This window comes from Devosia sp. A16 (assembly GCF_001402915.1).
Lineage (GTDB): Bacteria > Pseudomonadota > Alphaproteobacteria > Rhizobiales > Devosiaceae > Devosia_A.
The window spans coordinates 965,603-984,449 of sequence record NZ_CP012945.1; the positions used below are offsets into that span (position 1 = coordinate 965,603).

15 protein-coding genes are annotated in these 18,847 nt (G+C 67.2%); 8 read left to right on the forward strand and 7 right to left on the reverse strand.

Translation table 11 applies throughout. The features are described from left to right. Window positions 1-203 precede the first annotated feature (203 nt). From APS40_RS04795 to APS40_RS04810, 4 genes are read left to right on the forward strand one after another with little or no spacing between them, the layout of a single operon-like run. Window positions 204-2,201 (forward strand): DUF5107 domain-containing protein, encoded by a 1,998-nt coding sequence (locus APS40_RS04795; RefSeq protein WP_055045980.1) that lies wholly within the window; start codon window positions 204-206, stop codon window positions 2,199-2,201. Further along, the gene (locus APS40_RS04800; RefSeq protein ID WP_055045981.1) at window positions 2,201-3,058 is read left to right on the forward strand and encodes a hypothetical protein; all 858 of its coding nucleotides are present in this window, start codon (window positions 2,201-2,203) and stop codon (window positions 3,056-3,058) included. Before APS40_RS04795 ends, APS40_RS04800 begins: the two co-directional genes overlap by 1 nt. Beyond that, window positions 3,058-5,103, forward strand: coding sequence for an ROK family protein (locus APS40_RS25155; RefSeq protein ID WP_197279437.1), 2,046 nt, complete (start codon window positions 3,058-3,060; stop codon window positions 5,101-5,103). Before APS40_RS04800 ends, APS40_RS25155 begins: the two co-directional genes overlap by 1 nt. Continuing rightward, on the forward strand, window positions 5,100-6,392 hold the full coding sequence (locus tag APS40_RS04810; RefSeq protein WP_055045982.1) for a class II D-tagatose-bisphosphate aldolase non-catalytic subunit: 1,293 nt from the start codon (window positions 5,100-5,102) through the stop codon (window positions 6,390-6,392). Before APS40_RS25155 ends, APS40_RS04810 begins: the two co-directional genes overlap by 4 nt. A 159-nt stretch (window positions 6,393-6,551) precedes the next feature. Here the strand turns inward: APS40_RS04810 and APS40_RS04815 are convergent, their stop codons facing one another. Together APS40_RS04815 and APS40_RS04820 are read right to left on the reverse strand one after the other, a co-directional pair. Further along, window positions 6,552-7,490, reverse strand: a complete 939-nt coding sequence (locus APS40_RS04815; RefSeq protein WP_055045983.1) for a threonine ammonia-lyase — start codon at window positions 7,488-7,490, stop codon at window positions 6,552-6,554. Continuing rightward, on the reverse strand, window positions 7,487-8,506 hold the full coding sequence (locus tag APS40_RS04820) for a succinylglutamate desuccinylase/aspartoacylase family protein (RefSeq protein WP_055045984.1): 1,020 nt from the start codon (window positions 8,504-8,506) through the stop codon (window positions 7,487-7,489). Before APS40_RS04820 ends, APS40_RS04815 begins: the two co-directional genes overlap by 4 nt. Before the next feature lie 177 nt (window positions 8,507-8,683). Here APS40_RS04820 and APS40_RS04825 point away from each other — a divergent pair, with 177 nt between their 5' ends. After that, window positions 8,684-9,592 carry an IclR family transcriptional regulator gene (locus APS40_RS04825; protein ID WP_055045985.1) on the forward strand — a complete coding sequence of 303 codons (909 nt, stop codon included), beginning with the start codon at window positions 8,684-8,686 and terminating at the stop codon, window positions 9,590-9,592. Window positions 9,593-9,762: 170 nt separating this feature from the next. Here the strand turns inward: APS40_RS04825 and APS40_RS04830 are convergent, their stop codons facing one another. The 5 genes from APS40_RS04830 to APS40_RS04850 form a co-directional block, all read right to left on the reverse strand. Further along, complete coding sequence (locus APS40_RS04830; RefSeq protein WP_055045986.1) at window positions 9,763-10,119, reverse strand: L-rhamnose mutarotase; 357 nt, start codon at window positions 10,117-10,119, stop codon at window positions 9,763-9,765. Continuing rightward, window positions 10,116-10,997 (reverse strand): carbohydrate ABC transporter permease, encoded by an 882-nt coding sequence (locus APS40_RS04835; protein ID WP_055045987.1) that lies wholly within the window; start codon window positions 10,995-10,997, stop codon window positions 10,116-10,118. Before APS40_RS04835 ends, APS40_RS04830 begins: the two co-directional genes overlap by 4 nt. Then, on the reverse strand, window positions 10,994-11,920 hold the full coding sequence (locus APS40_RS04840; protein ID WP_055045988.1) for a carbohydrate ABC transporter permease: 927 nt from the start codon (window positions 11,918-11,920) through the stop codon (window positions 10,994-10,996). Before APS40_RS04840 ends, APS40_RS04835 begins: the two co-directional genes overlap by 4 nt. Window positions 11,921-12,143: 223 nt before the next feature. Further along, entirely contained in the window at window positions 12,144-13,430 is a 1,287-nt protein-coding gene (locus APS40_RS04845; protein ID WP_055045989.1) for an ABC transporter substrate-binding protein, read from the reverse strand. A gap of 364 nt (window positions 13,431-13,794) precedes the next feature. Then, entirely contained in the window at window positions 13,795-14,886 is a 1,092-nt protein-coding gene (locus tag APS40_RS04850; protein WP_055045990.1) for a Gfo/Idh/MocA family protein, read from the reverse strand. 172 nt (window positions 14,887-15,058) lie between these two features. Here APS40_RS04850 and APS40_RS04855 point away from each other — a divergent pair, with 172 nt between their 5' ends. From APS40_RS04855 to APS40_RS04865, 3 genes are read left to right on the forward strand one after another with little or no spacing between them, the layout of a single operon-like run. Next, window positions 15,059-16,648 (forward strand): hypothetical protein, encoded by a 1,590-nt coding sequence (locus APS40_RS04855; protein WP_055045991.1) that lies wholly within the window; start codon window positions 15,059-15,061, stop codon window positions 16,646-16,648. An 8-nt stretch (window positions 16,649-16,656) separates the two neighbouring features. Beyond that, a complete protein-coding gene (locus APS40_RS04860) occupies window positions 16,657-17,553 on the forward strand; it encodes an amidohydrolase family protein (RefSeq protein WP_055045992.1) in 897 nt (298 codons plus the stop codon). A 45-nt stretch (window positions 17,554-17,598) separates the two neighbouring features. Continuing rightward, window positions 17,599-18,636, forward strand: coding sequence for a LacI family DNA-binding transcriptional regulator (locus APS40_RS04865; protein WP_055045993.1), 1,038 nt, complete (start codon window positions 17,599-17,601; stop codon window positions 18,634-18,636). Window positions 18,637-18,847: the final 211 nt, after the last annotated feature.

Genomic DNA, 18,847 nt, shown 5'->3' on the forward strand with positions numbered 1-18,847 from the left:
GACCGCCGAAGGCGGTGGAGGGGGCGGCAAGACTCTCAGGCCTGGGCTCCCCCCTCCACCAGCTTCGCTGGTCCCCCTCCCCCGCCACGCGGGGGAGGATCACCGCACCGCCGGCGCACACGATGTAGTTTCACAAACATCGATGTTGCAAAACTACAGGCGCCGTGTACTTTCGCCGCGCTTGCACGACCGGGGAGGCGCCAATGACCAAGACCAAGATCACCAGAACGTGGCGCCATTTGCCGATGTCGCACCTGGGCGGGCCGAGCACCCTGCCGCGCTTCCGCTGGCAGCAGCCGACCATCGACAAGAACACCCCGCCAAATCGCGGCCTCACCGACGAGGAAAACGCCCACGGCTTCAACTGGGGCAAGGATTCGATCCTGCCCTATCGCGTCTACGACGATTACGACCGCTCGCAGGAGCCTGGCGAAATGCCGCTGGTGACGCTGGAAAACAGCCGGCTGCGCGTTGCCGTAGCGCCGCAATATGGCGGCCGCCTGATGGAGCTGCACGACAAGCGGCTCGGGCGCGATCTGGTGTTCACCAATCCGGTATTCCAGCCGGCCAATCTCGCGGCGCTCAACGCCTGGTTCTCCGGCGGTATCGAGTGGAACGGCCTGATCCCCGGCCACACCCCGTTCACCACCGCCCAGGTGTTTGCCGGCAGCATCGAGACCGAACGCGGCCCGGTGCTCAGGCTTTACGAGTTCGACCGCATCGTCGAAGCCACCTGGCAGATCGACCTGTTCCTCAACGATGACGACGACCGGCTCTATGTGCATGGCCGCATCGTCAACAGCACCGATGCGGTGAAACTCGCCTATTGGTGGACCAATGTCGCCGCGCCGATGAGCAAGGGGATGCGTGTCCTCGCTCCCGCCGATTACTCGATCGAGCACGTGCTGCCCAATAACGAGCTGGCGCGTTTCCCCTTCCCCGATCCCGACCGCTTCGACGGCTCCTATCCGGACAAATGGCGCGATTCCACCTCGGTGTTTTTCCGCAAGCCCGATGCGGAGCGGCTGTTCATTGCCGGGCTCGATGCCGATGGCGTCGGCCTCGCGCAGACCGCCACCTCGGCGCTCAAGGGCCGAAAGTTCTTCTATTTCGGCACCGGCGCCGGCGGCCAGCAGTGGATGGATTACCTGGCCCGGCCGGGTGAGGGCGACTACATAGAGATTCAGAGCGGCATCGCTCCGACGCAGAACCAGCGCTTCGAACTCGCGCCCAACAGCGAAGTGCACTGGACCGAGGTCTATGGTGCGTTGAGCGTCGACCCCAAGGATGTCCATGCCGACTACCAGCACGCCGTCGGCGCGGCCGGCAAAGCCATCGACGCCCGCTTCCCTGCCGCCGAACTCGCCGATATCGATGCCTTCCTTACGACGGTGTCACGCCAGCCGTTGACCGAGCGCCTTAGCGACGGTTCGCCCTGGGGTGCGCGCCAGGAAAAGCTCACCGGCAAGCCGCTCGCCCAGGGCCTCGATTTCGCCGTGCCGCACCCGACCGATTGCTGGGATGAGCTCGCGACCGCCGGCCGCTTCTCGGACGCCAGCCTCAAGCGCGTTCCGGCCGATTTCGCCGTCTCGCCCATCTGGGTGGCGGCGCTCGAACGGAGCCGCGACAAGCAGGGCGAGACCTGGCTTCATGCCCTGCTGCTCGGCATCGCCACGCTCGACAATGGAGATCGCGACGCGGCGCGCGCCCTGTTCGAACGCTCCATCGCGCAAAAACCCACCTGGCTCGGCCGTCGCCAGCGGGCGCTGGTCACCAGCGACCCCGATGCCGCCGACCGCGACTATCTCGCCGCCTGGGCCAGCGGCGACGCGCCGCCGGCGCTCGCCGCAGAGATCGTCAGCCTCCTGGTCAAGCACGGCCGGCTCGAGCGGCTCCGCGCCTTTGCCTCGGGCCTCCCCGCCTCGGCGCTCACCGACGAGCGCGTGCATCTCGGCCGCGCCATGGTGGCGGCATCGGAGGGGGATTTCGACCTGCTCGAACGGCTGCTCGATCGCCACTTCGCCACGGTGCGCGAAGGCGAGACCCTGCTCGATGAGCTGTGGGTGGCGCTGCAACGCGGCCGCCTGCATCAGGCGCTGAAGCGCGCCCCCTCGCCGGCCGAGCTGGCCGAGCGGCTCAAGCAGCACCCGGTGCCGGCGCATCTCAACTTCCGCATGCGGGCCGTCGACGAGGTGAAGTGATGGCGGCTGGCGAGACCGCCCCGACGCTGATCCAGTCGATTTCGCTGGGGCTCGGCGGCTACAACAAGGCGTTCCAGCTGGTGGGCACGTATCTGCTCGCCTCGCCCGAGGCCTTCATCCGCGAGCCGCTGCAGGAGATCGCCCGCGCCGCCGGGGTGAGCGAACCCACCGTGCTGCGTTTCTGCCGCCAGTTCGGCTTCAGGGGCCTGCCGGATTTCCGCATCGCCCTCGCCATGTCGCTGGCCCGCGAGGCGCAAGGCGCATTCATCGATCCCGGCGTCAGCGATAAGGCCGTGGTGAACCTTGCCGCCAAACGCGCCATTGCCCGCTTCGCCCTGTCGCTGGTCGGCGACGACCGCTCGATCATCATCGATTCCGGCTCGACCACCCAGCTCTTCGCCGAGAACCTGAGGGCTGCCAACCCGCTGGTGATCATGACCACCGGGCTGAACATCGCCGAGGCGTTTCGCGGCGCCAGCCAGCACACTGTCATGCTGCCGGGCGGCACGGTACGCTTCGAGTCCAACTCGCTTTCGGGCCGCATGGTCGAGAGCACGCTGGGCGGCATGCGCTTCGACACCATTTACCTCGGCGCCGACGCCATCGACCCGGTGCTGGGCCTCTCGACCTTCAACGAGGCCGAGGCGCACCAGAACGCCGCCATGGTGGCGGTGAGCCAGCGGGTGATCGTCCTCGCCGATTCCACCAAGTTCCGCGCGCCGGCCCTGCACCGGATCTGCGCCGCCGACCGTATCCACGCCGTGATCACTGACACTGGCCTTGCCGATGACACCGCCGCCCTGCTCGAGCAGCATGGCGTCGCCGTTCACCGGGTCGAGCCGGAAGGAAGCAACTGATGACCGACGCCCTGTTCCCCCCGACTGATCTCGACCGCTGGGCCACCACCCGCGAGATCCGGCGCCAGCCGGCGATCTGGCGCAACTTCGGCCCACGCCTTGCGGGCATCGCCGCCGAGATCAAGGCCTGGATCGCCGAGCGCCGGCCGGACGAGATCTGGTTCTGCGGCGCCGGCACCTCGGCCTTTATCGGTGAAACGCTGGCGAGCTATCTCAATACCGCGCCCGGCCCGATCCGCTTCCGCGCCATTCCCTCGACCGACCTCATCGCCGCGCCGCGCAACTACCTGCGCCCCGGCGTAAAGCTCCTCGTGGTGTCGTTCGGTCGCAGCGGCAACAGTTCCGAGACCATCGGCACGCTCGACCTGCTCGCCGCGCACGCGCCGGAAGCCGATCGCCTGCACATCACCTGCAATGCCCGGAGCGCGCTGGCCCGCACCGACAATGTCGGACCGGGGGAACTCCGCACCATCGTCCTGCCGCCCGAAACCGACGACAGCGGCTTTGCCATGACGTCGAGCTACACCACCATGCTGCTGACGGCGCTCGCCGTATTCGACCCCGCCCCGCCGGCGGCGGTTGCCGAGCTCATGGCCCGGCTGGCCGATGGCGCCGAGGCGCTGCTCGCAGGGCAGCTGGATCGGCTGATCGCCTTGCCCCGGCCGGAACGCGCCGTGTTCCTGGGCTCCGGCCCGCTCACCGGCTCGTCGCGCGAAAGCGCGCTGAAGGTGCTGGAACTGGCAGCCGGCCAGATCCCCACCTCGTGGGATTCGACCCTCGGGTTCCGCCATGGCCCCAAGGCCATCACCAACGCGAAGACCCGGGTCTTCGTGCTGCTCTCCTCCGATCCCCACACCCGTCGCTACGATACCGATCTCGCCACCGAGGTGGCGGCGCAGTTCGGCCCCGATGTGGTGTTGCGGCTCGGCGACCCAGCCGCCGGCGCCGATATTCCGGTGCCCTCGGTCGGCAATGACGCCTGGTCGTCGGCGCTCTACGTCATGGTGGCGCAGCTCTTGTCGGTGATCTGGTCGCACAAGCTCGGGCTGACCGTCGACAACCCCTTCGCCTCGGGCAACCTCACCCGCGTCGTCGCCGGGGTGAAGCTCTATCCGCTGCCGGAGAGCGGACCTCAGGTGTTCGGCGCCCTCGATGTCGGCGGCACCAAGATCGAGGCGCGGCTGTTCGACAGCCGGCTCGACGTGCTTCAGCGTCAGCGCTTCCCCACCGCCAAGGGCAGTTACGAAGAACTGCTGCAGGCGCTGCAGGGCGCCGTCGGCTGGCTCGACCAGGCGGCCGGCAGCAAGGTGGCGCTCGGCGTCGGCCTCCCCGGGCTGATCGATCCGGCCACCGGCATCTCGATGACCTCGAACGCGCCGGCCACCGGCCATACCCTCAGCACCGACCTCTCGGCCCGCATCGGCCGCACCATCCCGGTCGAGAACGACTGCAAGTGTTTCGCCCTCTCCGAAGCCAATGGCGGCGCCGGCGCCGGCTATCGCACGGTGTTCGGTCTGATCCTCGGCACCGGGGTCGGCGGCGGCGTCACCGTCGACGGCAAGCTGGTCGTCGGCCACAATGGCCTGCCGGGTGAAGTCGGCCATTTCGGCCTGCCGGCCGAGCTGGTGCAGCGGCACAACCTGCCGGTGCTGGCTTGCGGCTGCGGCCGCACCGGCTGCTACGAGACGCTGCTCTCCGGCCCCGGCATGGGCCGCATCGCCAGACACCTCGCCGGCGAAGACGCCGACTCCGCCGCCATCGTCGCCCGCGCCGCGTCCGGCGACACGGCGATGCGGCAGGTGCTCGAGGTCTGGTTCGATATTCTCGGCGAGCTGATCCACACCATCCAGCTCACCATCGACGCCGATTGCGTAGTGATCGGCGGCGGCCTCTCCAACATCGAAGGCCTCGCTACCGAGCTGTCGCGGGTCTTCGCCCCGAAGATGCTGCCGGGGGTGCGCCAGCCGGCCTTCGCCACCGCCCGCTTCGGCGATGCCAGCGGGGTCCGCGGCGCCGCCATGCTGGTGGCGGGAGCGCGCAAATGAGGGAGCTCCGCGATCTCATCGCCCGCAACCGCAAGGGCTCGGGCGAAGCCCTGCCCTCGGTCTGCTCCGCCCATCCGGATGTGCTCGCCGCCTCGCTGCTGCTCGCCGACGAGTGGGACGTGCCGCTCCTGATCGAGGCCACCAGTAACCAGGTGAACCAGTTCGGCGGCTATACCGGGATGACCCCGCCGGACTTCATCGCCTTCGTCCGCGACATCGCCGAGCGCAGCGGCGTCGATGCCGGCCGCGTGCTGTTCGGCGGCGATCACCTCGGGCCCCAGGCCTGGCGCGACCAGCCTGCCGAAATCGCCATGGCCAATGCCCGCGACCTCGTCGCCGCCTATGTCAAAGCCGGCTTCACCAAGATCCACCTCGATTGCTCCGAGGGCTGCGCCGGCGAGCCGGCCGCCGTCGGCGATGCGGTGAGCGCCGCACGCGCCGCCGACCTCGCCGCCGTTTGCGAAGCCGCGACCACCGATCCCTCGTCGCTGAGCTACATGTTCGGCACCGAAGTCCCGCCTCCCGGCGGCGCTCGGGCAGAAGAGGGCCCGGTCGGTATCGCCCCGACCGAGCCGGCCAATGCCCGCGCCACCATCAGGGCGCATCATGACGCCTTTGCCGCGCTCGGGCTGGAACAGTCCGCCTGGCAGCGCGCCGTCGGCCTCGTGGTACAACCGGGCCTCGAATTCGCCCCCGACCACATCCACCGCTTCGATATCGGCTCGCCGGACCTGCTGTCGCCGGTGCTCGATGGCCATGACGGGCTGAGCTTCGAGGCGCACTCCACCGACTACCAGTACCCGGACGTGTTCCCGGCCCTGGCGCAGCGCCACTTCGCCGTGCTGAAGGTCGGTCCCGCCCTCACCTTCGCCTATCGCCAGGCGATCTATGCGCTCGACGGCGTCGCAAGCTGGATGGCCCCCGATGCCGACCGCCAAGCCATCGCCCCGGTGATGGAAGCGCTGATGCAGGAGAACCCGAAGAACTGGGCCAAGCACTATGCCGGCGACGCCGCGACGCTGAAACTGCTCCGCCACTTCAGCTACGCCGACCGCATCCGCTACTACTGGGCCCAGCCGCAGGCGGTGGCGGCGGTCGAACAATTGCTGGCGGCGCTGGGCCCGAACAAGCCGGCGGCCCCGCTGCTGGAGCAATACTTCGCGCCGGAGGTGATTGCGCGAGCCGAGCGCCTCGAGCCCCGGTCGCCGGATTGGGCAAGGGCGCTGATCTACGCTGAGGTGCAGACGGCGCTGGTGCCGTATTTCGCGTGTGTCGGGGTGGCGACTTAGCCCAACGCTACGCCGGCGCGGGCTGCCCCCCACCCCTGTCCCCTCCCCACAAGGGGGAGGGAGACGCAGACTGAAATGCCGGTGTGAGGGTCTCCCTCCCCCCTGCGGGGAGGGGACAGGGGTGGGGGTCAGCCCGCACCGGCGTGCCAGTAGCACCCGCTAAGCCACCCCCTCCGGCCCAGCCCCGCACACCAGCGCGCCGACCGAGACCCCGGCCGCATAACTCACCCGCCCGGTCATCAGCGCCGCCACCGCCGCGGCGCCGCTCAGATCCGCCGCGATGCCCAGTTCGAACCACAGCCAGCGGCTGGCTTCCAGCATGTCGTCGTCGCTGAGCAGCACCACGTCATCGACCACCGAGCGCACCACGTCGAACACGGCTGGGTCGGTCTCGGCGCAGCTCATCGTCGCGATACGGCTCGTCACCTCCTTGAGCCGCACCACGTGCCCCGCATCGAGCGAGGCTTTGAGCGTCGGCGAGCCCTCGGGCTCGATACCGATGATCTTCACCGATGGCTTCAGCGCCTTGATGGCGACGCCCATGCCCGACACCAGCCCGCCGCCGCCGATGGCGACCAACACCACGTCGAGGTCGGGCACATCGGCAAGCAGTTCCAGCGCTGCGGTCCCCTGCCCGGCCACCACCGCCGCATCGGCGAAGGGATGGAAATAGGCTGCCCCATGCTTTTCGGCGAAAGCCAGGGCATGGAGGTTGGTCTCGTTCCAGACCTTGCCGACGATCTCGACTGTGGCGCCCCAGCGCTTCAGCTTTTCGACTTTCGCCGCCGTGATGTTCTCGGGCACGTAGATCGTCGCCCTGACCCCGGCGAGCTTTGCCGCCCGCGCCACGGCGAGCCCGTGATTGCCGCCCGAGGCGGTGACGATGCCGCGCTGCAGCGCCTCGGCCGGCAGCGACAGCAGCTTGTTGGTGGCGCCGCGCGCCTTGAACGAACCGGTGGCCTGCAGGTTCTCGAGCTTCAGCGACAGCTTCGCGTCGGTGATCGGTTGGGAAAGGGCCCGCACCTCGATGGTCGGGGTGCGCCGGACATGGGGAGCGATGCGGGTGGCAGCGGTGTTGATGTCGGAGAGGGTAATCATGCCGATACCCTATAGGGCGAAGCGACGACGAAACAGCAGTTGCCCGGCCGCACCCGGCCCGGCTGGCGCCGGCCATAAAGGATGCCGCTGGCCCGGTAGTGCAACTCCACCGGCGCCCGGCCCGGATTGGCAAGGAAGTGGATGCGGCCGGCCAGCTGCCCGGCTTCGACTGCCGTGCCGAGCTTGTGCAGCGGCTCATAGACCCCATCGTCCTCGGCGATCACATGCGCCCTGGGGCCCAGGTCATATAGCTTCGGATCGGCCGTGACCGGGCTCGCATAGCGCGCCGGCAGCACGCCCAGATGCACCAGCACGTTCCGCACGCCGCGCCGGCAGAGCGCCAGCGCATCCACCGACACCGTGCCGCCGCCGGCCATCTCGGTGCCGATCACCGTCATCCCCTGCAACGCCGCCGAAGCGGTGGCAGTGCGCGGGTCGCCGCGATTGTCGATCACCACGGCGATCTCGGTTCCGAACGCCTTGGCCGCCGCGACGTTCGCCGCATGCTGCTCCGGCGTGGCGCCGGGCTCGATCACCGAGCTCGGGATGATGTCGAGCGACGAGCCGCCCGAATGGAGGTCGATGAACACATCCCCCATCGGGAAGATCACGTCGTTTACATAGGCCGCGATCTGCCGCGTCGTGGTGCCCAGCGGATCGCCCGGGAAAGTCCGGTTCATGTTGATCTCGTCGATCGGCGAGGTGCGCCGCGCCGCGTTCACCGCCGGCAGGTTGATCGCCGGAATGAAGATCAGCCGCCCCGAGACATCCGCGGGGTCGAGGTCGCGGATCAGTTCCCCCAGCGTGATCGGCCCCTCATACTCATCGCCATGGTTGCCGCCTTCGAGGATCACCGTCGGGCCCTCCCCGTTCTTGATCACCGCCACCGGCACCGGGACCACGCCCCAGGCATCGTCATGCACCGACAGCGGGATGTGGAAGAATCCGACTTGCTTCCCCGGCTTCTCGAAGTCCACCGTGGCGGTGGCCAGCTTCTGTGAAATGTTGCGATCCATTTTCTGCTCTTGGTCGTGATTCCAGGGGTTCCCCACAGCCGCACCGGCCGCTGGGAAATTTTACAGGTGATAGTCTACATTCTCTTGTGATAGCTGATGCCCGACGCTGCGAGCCGCTCCGGCTCTTGCGCTGCAGCATCGGCTCTGCCACTCAGAATGCCGAGGGAGACTGATCGAATGGCCAAAACCGGACGCGCGGCCGCCACCGCGACGACGCCCGAAAAGCCCGCCAAGCCGGCGCGGAAGAAGAGCGCCGACGGCGAAGCCGGCGACAAGCTCGCCTACGGCGTGCCGGCGCTGGAAAAGGGGCTCGACGTGATCGAGCTCCTGGCCCAGCAGTCCAAGGGCATCACCCAGAGCGAGATCGCGCAGCTGCTCGGCCGGTCGCTGCAGGAGGTCTACCGCGTGGTGATGGCGCTCGAGCGCCGCGGCTATATCCAGCGGCGGCCGGGCGAGGATGGCTTCTTCCTTTCCAACCATCTGCACGTACTGGCCAACCAGTATCCGCCAATGCGCCGGCTGCTCGATGCGGCCCTGCCGATCATGTACTCGACCTCGATCGCCGCCTACCAGGCGCTGCACATCGCCATTCTCGATCGCCTCGCCATCCGCGTCGTGGCGCAGGTCGATAGCCCCGCCCCGCTCGGCTTTCGCCTCCGCGTCGGCACCCAGAACCCCGCCGCCTCCACCGCCTCCGGCCGCCTGCTGCTCGCCTTCCAGCCGCCGGCGATCAAGGATTGGGTGCTGGCGGAGATCGAGCGGACCGCGCCCGAAACCGACATGGTGGCGCTGAAGCGCCGGGTCGAAACGCTGCATCGCACCGGCTACGAGATCATCGCCGGCGAGGGCCTCCAGGGCATCACCGACGTGAGCTTTCCCATCCTCGACGCCAATGGCTACGCACTGGCCGTGCTGACCATGCCGTACCTGCCCTCGAGCAAGGAGCGCGTATCGCTGGAAGCGGCGAGCCGCGCCCAGTTCGAAGCCGCCAGGGCCATCACCCAGCTGTTCGACGGCACGCTGATCGAACCGAAATTCCCGCTGGCCCCGATCCGCGAAAAGCGCCCGCCGGCGCGACCGACCTGAGGTAAGCCACTGGCCTCTCCGTGATCCTCCCCCGCGTGGCGGGGGAGGGGGACCGCCGAAGGCGGTGGAGGGGGCGGCAAGACTCTCCGGCTTGGGCTCCCCCCTCCACCAGCTTCGCTGGTCCCCCTCCCCCGCCCCGCGGGGGAGGATCACTGAGAACTCGTTGCCCCTCACCGCGTCGACTCCCCGACCCGATGCGCGAACACCTCGTCGAGCCATAGCGGCTCGCCCTGGGCATCGCCAATCGAGAGGAAGATCTCCGCCATCGACGCGGTCCAGGCGCGCTGCACCTCCGACGCGGCCGTCGCTGCCGATGCAGCCCGAAATCCCGCCGTCGCCCGCATCCGGCAGACCACGATCTCCTCGTGCCGCCAGATCTGGTAGTCGTAGATCCCCGCCGCATCGATCAGCGCCAGGATTTCCGGCCACACCGCGCGGTGCTTTTCGTCATAGGCCGGGCCCATGCCGGGCTTCAGCCGGTAGATGTAGAGGAACGCCTCACCTGGCGCCGTATCGCGAGCCGTCATTTCACCGCCCCCGCCAGCGCACCTGAGAGGATCTGCCGCTGGAACAGCAAATAGACGATCATCACCGGCAACAGCGCAACGATCAAACCGGCGCTGATCAACGGAATCGACACGTCATACTGGCCCGAGAGCAGCGCCACCCCGACCATCAGGGTGGTCTTGTCCGAACCGCCCATGATCACCAGCGGCAAGAGCAGATCGTTCCACATCCAGACGAAGTTGAGGATCGAGAGCGCCGCGATCGCCGGGGTCGAGATCGGCAGCATCATCTGGAACAGGATGCGCAACTCCCCTGCCCCGTCGATGCGGGCGGCCTCGATCAACTCGTCGGGAATGGCGCGGAAAAACGCCGCCAGCATATAGGTGCTGATCGGCAGCCCGAACGCCGCATAGGAAAAGATCAGCCCCTGGTAGGTGCCGCCCAGCCCCAGGTCGAGAATGGTCTCATAGAGCGGGTAGATCACCACCTGGCTGGGGATCACCAGCATGGCGATGATGAACAAAAAGATCAGGTTGCCGCCCTTGATCCGGAGCTTGGTCACCGCATAGGCGATAAACAGCGCCGCCACCGTCGAGAGCAGCAGCCCGCCGCCGGTGGTGATGATGCTGTTGAGCAAGAGCCGCGGCACGTCCATGCGCACGAACGTCTCGACATAGTTCTCGAAGCTGATGTCGACCGGCAGCCCGAGCGGGTTCTGCGCGTAGCCGGTGCGGGTCTTCAGCGAATTGAGGACTGTGAACACCAGCGGGTAGAGCGCCACCACCGCCACCACCACGAGGACGAAGCTCACCAGCCATTTGACGATGGTACGGAGCAACGGGTTGCTGCCCGGCGCCACCTCGTCGGGCACGGTCTCGGAAACGCTGGCGAGGCTCATTTGCTGGCCTTTCCTTCGGCATACATGCGCCGGACCACGAAGGCCGAGACGATGGCGGCGAACACGAACAGCGCCATGCCGATGGCCGCGCCCTTGCCGCGATTGAGGAATTCGAAGGTGGTGGTGAACACCAGGTACTCGGGCAGCATGGTGGCGCTACCCGGCCCGCCGCGCGTCAGCGCATAGATCAGCGGGAACATCCAGATCAGCATCGACGAGGTGCAGAGCACCGTCCAGTAGCCGATCACCGGCTTCAGCAGCGGCGTGACGATCTCGATCAAGAGCCGCCAGAAGCCGGCACCATCGAGCCGCGCCGCCTCGATCACCTCGTCGGGCACCGTCGAAAGGCCCGAGAGATAGGTGAGGACGCCGAGCCCGAAAAAGCTCCACAGCGCCACCGAGGTCAGCGAGAACAGCGCGCTGGTCGCCCCGTTCAGCCATTCGATAGCCAAGGGCGCGAGGCCGATGAAGATCAGGAAGGCGTTGAGCGGCCCATCGGGCGCAAGGATCTGCCGGAACATGATGCCGACGACGATCGGCGCGATCATGTAGGGCAGGAAATAGATGGCACGGAACGCCTTCCAGCCGGGCGAACGCTGGAAGATCAGCAGCGCCAGCACCAGCGGCAGGAAAATCCATACCGGCAACGTCACGAACACCAGAGCGGCGTTCTTGAACGAGGTCGCGAACACCGGGTCCTTGAACATCGAAACATAGTTCGCGAACCAGGCGAACTTCGGCTCCTCGAAGCCGCGCGTCTGGTAGAGGCTGAGGATGAAAGCGCGGACCAGCGGCACCAGCTTGAAGACGATGGCCAGCGCGATGCCCGGCACCACCAGCGCGATGCCGAGGATCAGCTCAGGCCGCATCCGGCGTTTCCTGCGGCTCAGGCCACTGCTCGATGACTGGGCGATCTGGGTCATGCTTTTTCCGAAGGCCTGGAAGAACGGAGCCGGTGAGCCGGCTCCGGACGGTCGATGGCGACACCGCAGCTGACGAGCCGGTGCGGGAAGAGTACCCCCACCCCTGTCCCCTCCCCGCAAGGGGGAGGGAGACGCTCACACCGGCGTCAGTGTTTTGGTCTCCTCCCCCCTTGCGGGGGAGGGACAGGGTGGGGGGTGCTCTTTCCGAGCCGAACCGCCCCCTTTACTGCGCCTTGCTCGGGCTCTCTTCGAGCGCGGTCTGCATCTGCGCCGTCCAGTCGGCGACGGTGATCGTCCCCAGCGTCACTTCCTGCCAGCCGCGCGCCAGGGCGTCGGCTTCCTGGCCGGAGAGCAGCACGCCGACATGCAGGGTCGGCGTCTTGATGATCTCCTGGATCTGCGCCAGCGCCTGCGACTTGGGCAGCGCGTTCGGATCGACGTTCTTGTTGAGCGAGATGCCGCCGGCGACGCTGGCGAGGAGGTTGGCATTCTCGACCCCGGCGACGAACTTGACGAACTTGAACGCCGCTTCCTGCTTGGTGCTCCACGGCGTCACGCCGAACACCGAGCTCTCGGTGCCGCTGAAGCTGTGTGCCAGCGGCGCATCGGCCACCAGTACCGGCCAGCGCATCGCACCGACATTCTCATCGCCCAAGGCCGCACCGAACGCCGCCCAGTTCACCGCGTCGGCGATGATGGTAGAGGCGAAGGCAGCATTGCCGCTTTGGAAGATATCGGCGCCGTCGGGCAGCATCGAGATCGAGGGCGAGCTCGAGTTGATCCAGCCGCGCGTCGTGCCGATCGAGGCCATGGCTTCGAGGATCGACACCATCTTGGGGTCGGTCCACGGCAGCTTGCCCGCCATGATGGCGCGCATGTCGTCTTCGGTGAGGAAGTTGCGGGCGACTTCCGGGAAATTCCAGTAGGCCGGGAACACCCCGGTCATGCCATGCGCGAGGCAGGTCTTGCCGATGGCCTTCACCGCCGTGCAGGCGGCGTCCATTTCGTCCCAGGTCTTGGGCGGGTTGGCGGCATCGAGCCCGGCTTCGGTGAGCACTGCCTTGTTGTAGTACATCACGTTGCCCTGGTAGCCGAACGGCAACCCGTAGCAGGGCTGGGTGGTGTCGTAGTTGAGGCAACCACCCGAATAGGTGATGAGGTCGCTCGCCGCGGCCAGCACGTCCTCGGGCAGCTGCACATAGGCGCTGCGCCGGTCGAACAGCTCGAGGCCGGCATTGTTCTCCATCACGTCGGGGCCGCTCTTGGTCGCGATGTAAGGGCCCTGGACGCTCGGATAGCGATCGAACGGCACGGTCTCGAGCTCGACCTTCACATCCGGATTGGCCTTTTCGAACGCTGCCACCAGCTGCGTCCAGTACTCCGGCCCACCCGGCTGCCAGTTGAGCACGCGAATGGTGGTGACGTCCTGCGCCAATGCCGGCGCCAGCATCGCGGTGAGCGCCACGGCGCGGGCCGCAATACGCCGAGCCTGTCTCGAAACGATGGTCATCTGAAATATCCCTTCCTCTGATGCCGGCGCCGGCTGAAGCCCCTCGCGCCGTTGTCCCCTATGGGCGCCGGGAAAGCGCCCCGCTTCCCCGATCACCCCATCGACACACCCCTCGGACGCGCATCTTCACGCCCCGTGTCAGTGCCGTGACGCTAGCACGACAAGTTTCCAATATGAAAGTGTAATTTCTTATACAAAAGTCTGGCGGACTGCCGTTGGGCCGGTGCGGGCTGACCCCCACCCCTGTCCCCTCCCCCTAAGAATGGGGAGGGAGACCCTCGCAGGGAAATCGAGGCTATCGTCTCCCTCCCCCTGTTTAAGGGGGAGGGGACAGGGGTGGGGGTCAGCCCGCACCGGCGTCGCGTCAGATAACCTCCGGCACCACCCCACCCTGCCGGCTCGATTTCAGCGCCGCGTCGACCAGCGCCATGGTCCTGATGGAATCGCGCACATCGGTGTCGAGCACCGGGTCCTCCCCGGCAACGAAGCGCTGCAGGTTGGCCATGACGAAGCCGAAGGCGTCGGGCACGCGCTCGCCGCCGACCAGCGGCACTTTCGTCCACGGCACGCCCGCGATGGTCATTTCCAGCGTCTCGGGCACCGGCTTCACGTAGTCGATCAGGTAGCCGACCGTCAGGTGTGCGCAGCCTGCCGTGCCCTCGACGCGGATCGTCGCCTCGATATGCTCGGGGCCGTAATTGTAGGTGTGATTTAGCGACAATGCGCAGCGCACCCGGTCGCCATAGTCGAGAATGATCGAGGAGCGCGCATCGGCCAGGCTCGGGTAGCGCGGATGCTTCACCGCCTTGGCGTAGACGCTCTCGGGCTCGCCGAGCAGCGAGCGGATCCAGTCGAGATAGTGGATCGAGTGCAGCGGGATCTCCACTGCATCGAGATGCGGAATGAAGCTCCACAATTCCCACGGCATGTAGACCGCGAGCCGCACCTCGACCTCGACGATCTCGCCGAGCAGGCCCTTGCGCGCCGCATCGCGGATCGCCAGCATCGAGGGGGTGTAGCGCAGCTGGAAATTGGTGGCAGCCGTGATCGAACGCTGGTCGATCGCCGCCACGATCTTGCGGGCCGTGGCGAGGTCCGGGCCCACCGGCTTCTGCAGCAGCGCCGCGCTCTTGGCCGGCAGTCGTTCTACCGTCCCGAGCAACACCGCCGGCGGCAACGCCAGGTCGAAAATGCCATCGGTGCCGCAGGCAGCGATCGCGTCCTCGAGCGTCGGGTGCACCGCCTCGACGCCGAAATCCGCAGCCAGGGCCTTGGCGGTCTTCTGGTTCACGTCGAAAATCCCGGCCACCGGCAGGCCCATCTTGCGGTAGGCCGGCAGGTGCCCGTCGCGGACGATGCCACCGGCACCGATGATGGTGATCGGCCGTGGCCGGCTCGGCATCGGCCAGACCTGCTGCAGGTTGGCGAGGGGCGCGGGAAGGCTCGTCGAGGTCATGAGGTCTCCATCACGCGGTCGCTGCAGCGCCCCGACGGGGCAAGGTTCGAACGCGTCAATTATCACTGGCGATAGTTGATGTTGATATTTGATAGGAGCGCTGCTTAACTCTGTCAAGGATCGCCGGCGTGCCGACGCTCCGCAGCGACCACCAGAGGGAGGACATCCGGCAATGGCCATCGACGGCGACACCAATCACCCACATGCGGCGCGGCGCCTGCGCGAAAACTTCGGCGACCAGTTGCCGAAGCTGCGCCTGCAGCTCGATCCGGCGCTGGCCGAGGGGGAGTTCGCCATCGTGGCCGTGGGCGACACGCTCGAGGTGCGTGGCGGCCCGTTCTCCGGCGTCATCTATGGCGTCGAGGAGATCATCCAGCGCTCCGGCGGCAAGCTCGATCTGGCCGCCTGGACCAGCCCGGTCACCGGCAAGCCCGGCCTAGCCTATCGCACCTTCTGGACCTGGGACCACTCGACCAACTGGGAGCTGTCGCAGATCGGCCAGCAGGAGATCGGCGTCTTCAATCCGTTCCAGAAGCCGCCAGGCGGCTTTCTCGCCGACTACAAGCGGCTGGTGGATTTCTGCTCGATCAACCGCATCGGCGGCATCACCGTCTACGGGTTCCTCCGCGACAGCCATGGCGGCATCGAAGCGGCCAAGGAGCTCTGCCGCTACGGCAACGAGCGCGGCGTCCGCATCATCCCCGGCATCGCCATTGGCGCCTATGGCGGTGTCTATTGGGAGGGCAAGCACAAGTACAACCTCGCCACCTGGCTGAAAGCCAACCCGCAGCATGCGGCGAGGATGGAGAAGGATGTCGGCTTCCAGATCGCCGACCTCGCCTTCCCGCTCAACTTCCCGCATTCCGACTACACGGTCAGCGCCTGCCCGAGCGCCCCCGAGGTGATCGACTGGATGGAAGAGGCCGTTGCCTGGCTGGCCGAAACCTTCGAGATCGGCGGCATCAATATCGAGAGCGGCGACTATGGCGTCTGCGGCTGCGAGCGCTGCGTCGCCCGCCGCGCCAACGATGCCGAGGCGGCGCGCCGCAAGGATGATCACGGCGATTCCTGGTCGCATACCGACATGGCCGAAAACTTCCCGCGGCTCTATCGCGCCGCCAAGGCCAGGCGCCCCGACCTCTGGATCTATTGCGAAATGCAGTGGGACAACCTGCTCGATCCGGTGGCGACCGAAGCGCAGCACCGGCTGCCGAAAGGCGCCATCTACCAGCACACTGCCAATCGCAGCTTCTGGAAACGGCTCCGCACCGAGCTGGCGCCCGACTATGTGGCAAACCTGCCCACGCAGCCCAACGTGCTGCGCTGCCAGTTCGCCTGCCAGTGGAACGGCGACGAGCGCACCGAGCGCTATGCCTTCAACGCGAAGACCTTCGCCGACATGTCGGTGCGTGGTCGCGAGCTCGGCATGGAAGGGCTGACCGTCTGGGGCGAGCCGTCGGACTACACTGCCACGGTCGAGCTCAGCTACCTCGCCTTCTCGCGCTTCGGCTGGAATCCGAGGCTTAGCTGGGATGCCTTCGTCGCCGACGAGCTGGCGCCACGGCTCGGCGGCCAGCAGCGGGCCGAGCGCTTCATCGCCATTGCCGAGGAAGTCGATGCCAACCAGACCCTGCCGGTGGCGCGGCTGCAGGAATTGCAGGGCGAAGCGCTGAAGATCATGGCATTGCTGGAGGGTGAGCCGGCCCGCCGCTGGCTGACGCTGGGCGAGCAGATCAGCCGCCGCCGCTATATGGGACGCTGACGACCACGATGCGCGACGCCAACGGGCTTTACACCGGGCCGATCATCGACCCACACCACCATCTGTTCGACCGCTCGCTCGACAAGCACCCGTGGCTACGCGGCGCCACCGGCGTGCTGGCTGAAAGCTGCCTGCCGGCCGACTACCTCCGCGACACCGCCGGATACGACATCGTCGGCACCGTGCATGTCGAAGCCGGCTGGCAGCCGGGCGAGCCCTTTGCCGAACTGGCCTGGCTCGATGCGCTGGAAAAGCCCGATTGGATGGCGCGCCGCTATGTCGGCAACGCCGCCCTCGATGCGCCGGAGACCCCAGCGATCCTCGAGCGCTACTCCGCGCACGGCAAGGTCGTCGGCATCCGCGACATTCTCAGCTGGCACCCCGACCCGGCCCGCTCCTTCTCTCGCGAGCGTCACCGGATGAGCAGCCCGGCCTGGCAGGCGGGGCTCAGGCATCTCGATGCGCTCGGGCTGTCGTTCGATCTGATGATCTCGCCCTGGCAGGCGGCCGAGGCGCTGCAGCTGGCGCGCGCCTTCCCGAACCTCAGTTTCATCGTCAATCACTGCGGCTCGCCCTTCGATCGGACCGACGAGGGCATGGCGCATTGGCGGGCCGGGCTCACTGCCCTCGCCGCCGCGCCGAACGTCGCGATCAAGGTCTCCGACCTCGTCGCCTACGATCCGCACTGGACAATCGACAGCCTCCGCCCGGTGGTGCTCGACTGCCTCGCGGCCTTCGGCAGCGAGCGCACCATGCTGGCGAGCGATCATCCGGTGCTCGGCCTCGCCGCCACGTTCGAGCAGGCCTACGGCGCCTTCAAGCTCATCCTCAAGGGGCTTTCCGACGCCGAATCCGAGGCGGTGTTCTGGAAGAATGCCAACCGGCTCTATCGCCTTGGGATGTAACGATATATGTATGTAACGAGCATTTCGATGAGGTGAGTTCCAGCTATGAGCGGTGACGAGCGGCGGCCGCGGGCGACGATCAAGGATGTGGCGAAAGCCGCCGAGGTTTCGCCGATGACCGTCTCCAACGTCATCAATGGCCGCATGCAGTTCGTCAGCGCCGCCACCAAGAAGCGGGTGGAGCGCGAGATCGAACGGCTGGGCTACCGCCGCTCCTCCAACGCCCGCAACCTGCGCGTTTCCGAGCAGCGCTCGATCGGCATGGTGATCGTGGACGAATCTCCCGCCTTCCTCGCCGATTTCTTCACCTGCCAGGTGGTGGCCGGGCTCGCCAACGTGCTGAACCATGCCGACTATACCCTCACCATTCAGGGCATGCCCGGGGCCGAGCTGGCGCAGTCGATGATCATGCGCAATTTCGAGGTCGCCGGCTTCTGCGCCATGATCTCGGGCCCGAAACCCGAACGTCTTGCCGCCATCGCGCGGCTGGCCGATCTCAACCAGCCGGTGGTGGTGTTCCAGCAGGAGCTGCCGGGGGCCGGCCCCGAGATCTGCACGGTGCGCCAGGACGACCGCGGCGGCGGGCGGCTGATCGGCGATCACCTGCTCGCCCGCCGGGTCGCCGAGATCCTGGTGGTGATCCCGCACCAGCCCTGGCCGGCAGTGGAGAACCGCATTGCCGGCATCCGCGACAGCATCGCCGCAGCCGGCAGCACCGCCGAGGTGACGGTGATCGAAGCCATGAGCGAGTCCTTCGCCGATGTGCAGGCGGCCTTTGCCGCCTATCTCGACAGCCACCCCCTGCCCGGCGCCGTGGTCGGCGCCAACGACCCGGTGGCGACCGCCGCCATGCTGCTGCTCACCGATCGCGGCGTGCGCGTCCCCGAGGATGTGAGGGTCGTCGGCTTCAACGGCTTCGAAGCACACCGATATGCGCGCCCGCACATGACCACGGTCCTTTCTCCCGCCTACGCCGTCGGCGAACGTGCCGGCGAAGCCATGCTGGCCCGGCTCAAATCCGGCCGCTTCGAGCAGCCGGACCATGTGCTGCCGGTGGTATTCGACCCGGGGTTCACGACCTGAAGACTGGACCTCTCCCTATCCTCCCCCGCGGGGCGGGGGAGGGGGACCAGCGAAGCTGGTGGAGGGGGGAGCCCAGGCCTGCGACTCTTGCCGCCCCCCCACCGCCCCTGAAACCCCACACCTCATCCACCTTCAAAAACCGTCTTGACTCCGCAATTACATTTAACGTTACATGTCTCAACGCTGCACCAATGAGGGGGCCGCAGCGGTC

Coding starts and splice junctions, on each gene's coding strand:
- APS40_RS04830 (WP_055045986.1), bottom strand. CDS start 10,119: ATGACGGCTCGCGATACGGCGCCAGGTGAGGCGTTCCTCTACATCTAC.
- APS40_RS04865 (WP_055045993.1), top strand. CDS start 17,599: ATGAGCGGTGACGAGCGGCGGCCGCGGGCGACGATCAAGGATGTGGCG.
- APS40_RS25155 (WP_197279437.1), top strand. CDS start 3,058: ATGACCGACGCCCTGTTCCCCCCGACTGATCTCGACCGCTGGGCCACC.
- APS40_RS04840 (WP_055045988.1), bottom strand. CDS start 11,920: ATGACCCAGATCGCCCAGTCATCGAGCAGTGGCCTGAGCCGCAGGAAA.
- APS40_RS04820 (WP_055045984.1), bottom strand. CDS start 8,506: ATGGATCGCAACATTTCACAGAAGCTGGCCACCGCCACGGTGGACTTC.
- APS40_RS04795 (WP_055045980.1), top strand. CDS start 204: ATGACCAAGACCAAGATCACCAGAACGTGGCGCCATTTGCCGATGTCG.
- APS40_RS04825 (WP_055045985.1), top strand. CDS start 8,684: ATGGCCAAAACCGGACGCGCGGCCGCCACCGCGACGACGCCCGAAAAG.
- APS40_RS04855 (WP_055045991.1), top strand. CDS start 15,059: ATGGCCATCGACGGCGACACCAATCACCCACATGCGGCGCGGCGCCTG.
- APS40_RS04860 (WP_055045992.1), top strand. CDS start 16,657: ATGCGCGACGCCAACGGGCTTTACACCGGGCCGATCATCGACCCACAC.
- APS40_RS04810 (WP_055045982.1), top strand. CDS start 5,100: ATGAGGGAGCTCCGCGATCTCATCGCCCGCAACCGCAAGGGCTCGGGC.
- APS40_RS04850 (WP_055045990.1), bottom strand. CDS start 14,886: ATGACCTCGACGAGCCTTCCCGCGCCCCTCGCCAACCTGCAGCAGGTC.
- APS40_RS04815 (WP_055045983.1), bottom strand. CDS start 7,490: ATGATTACCCTCTCCGACATCAACACCGCTGCCACCCGCATCGCTCCC.
- APS40_RS04845 (WP_055045989.1), bottom strand. CDS start 13,430: ATGACCATCGTTTCGAGACAGGCTCGGCGTATTGCGGCCCGCGCCGTG.
- APS40_RS04835 (WP_055045987.1), bottom strand. CDS start 10,997: ATGAGCCTCGCCAGCGTTTCCGAGACCGTGCCCGACGAGGTGGCGCCG.
- APS40_RS04800 (WP_055045981.1), top strand. CDS start 2,201: ATGGCGGCTGGCGAGACCGCCCCGACGCTGATCCAGTCGATTTCGCTG.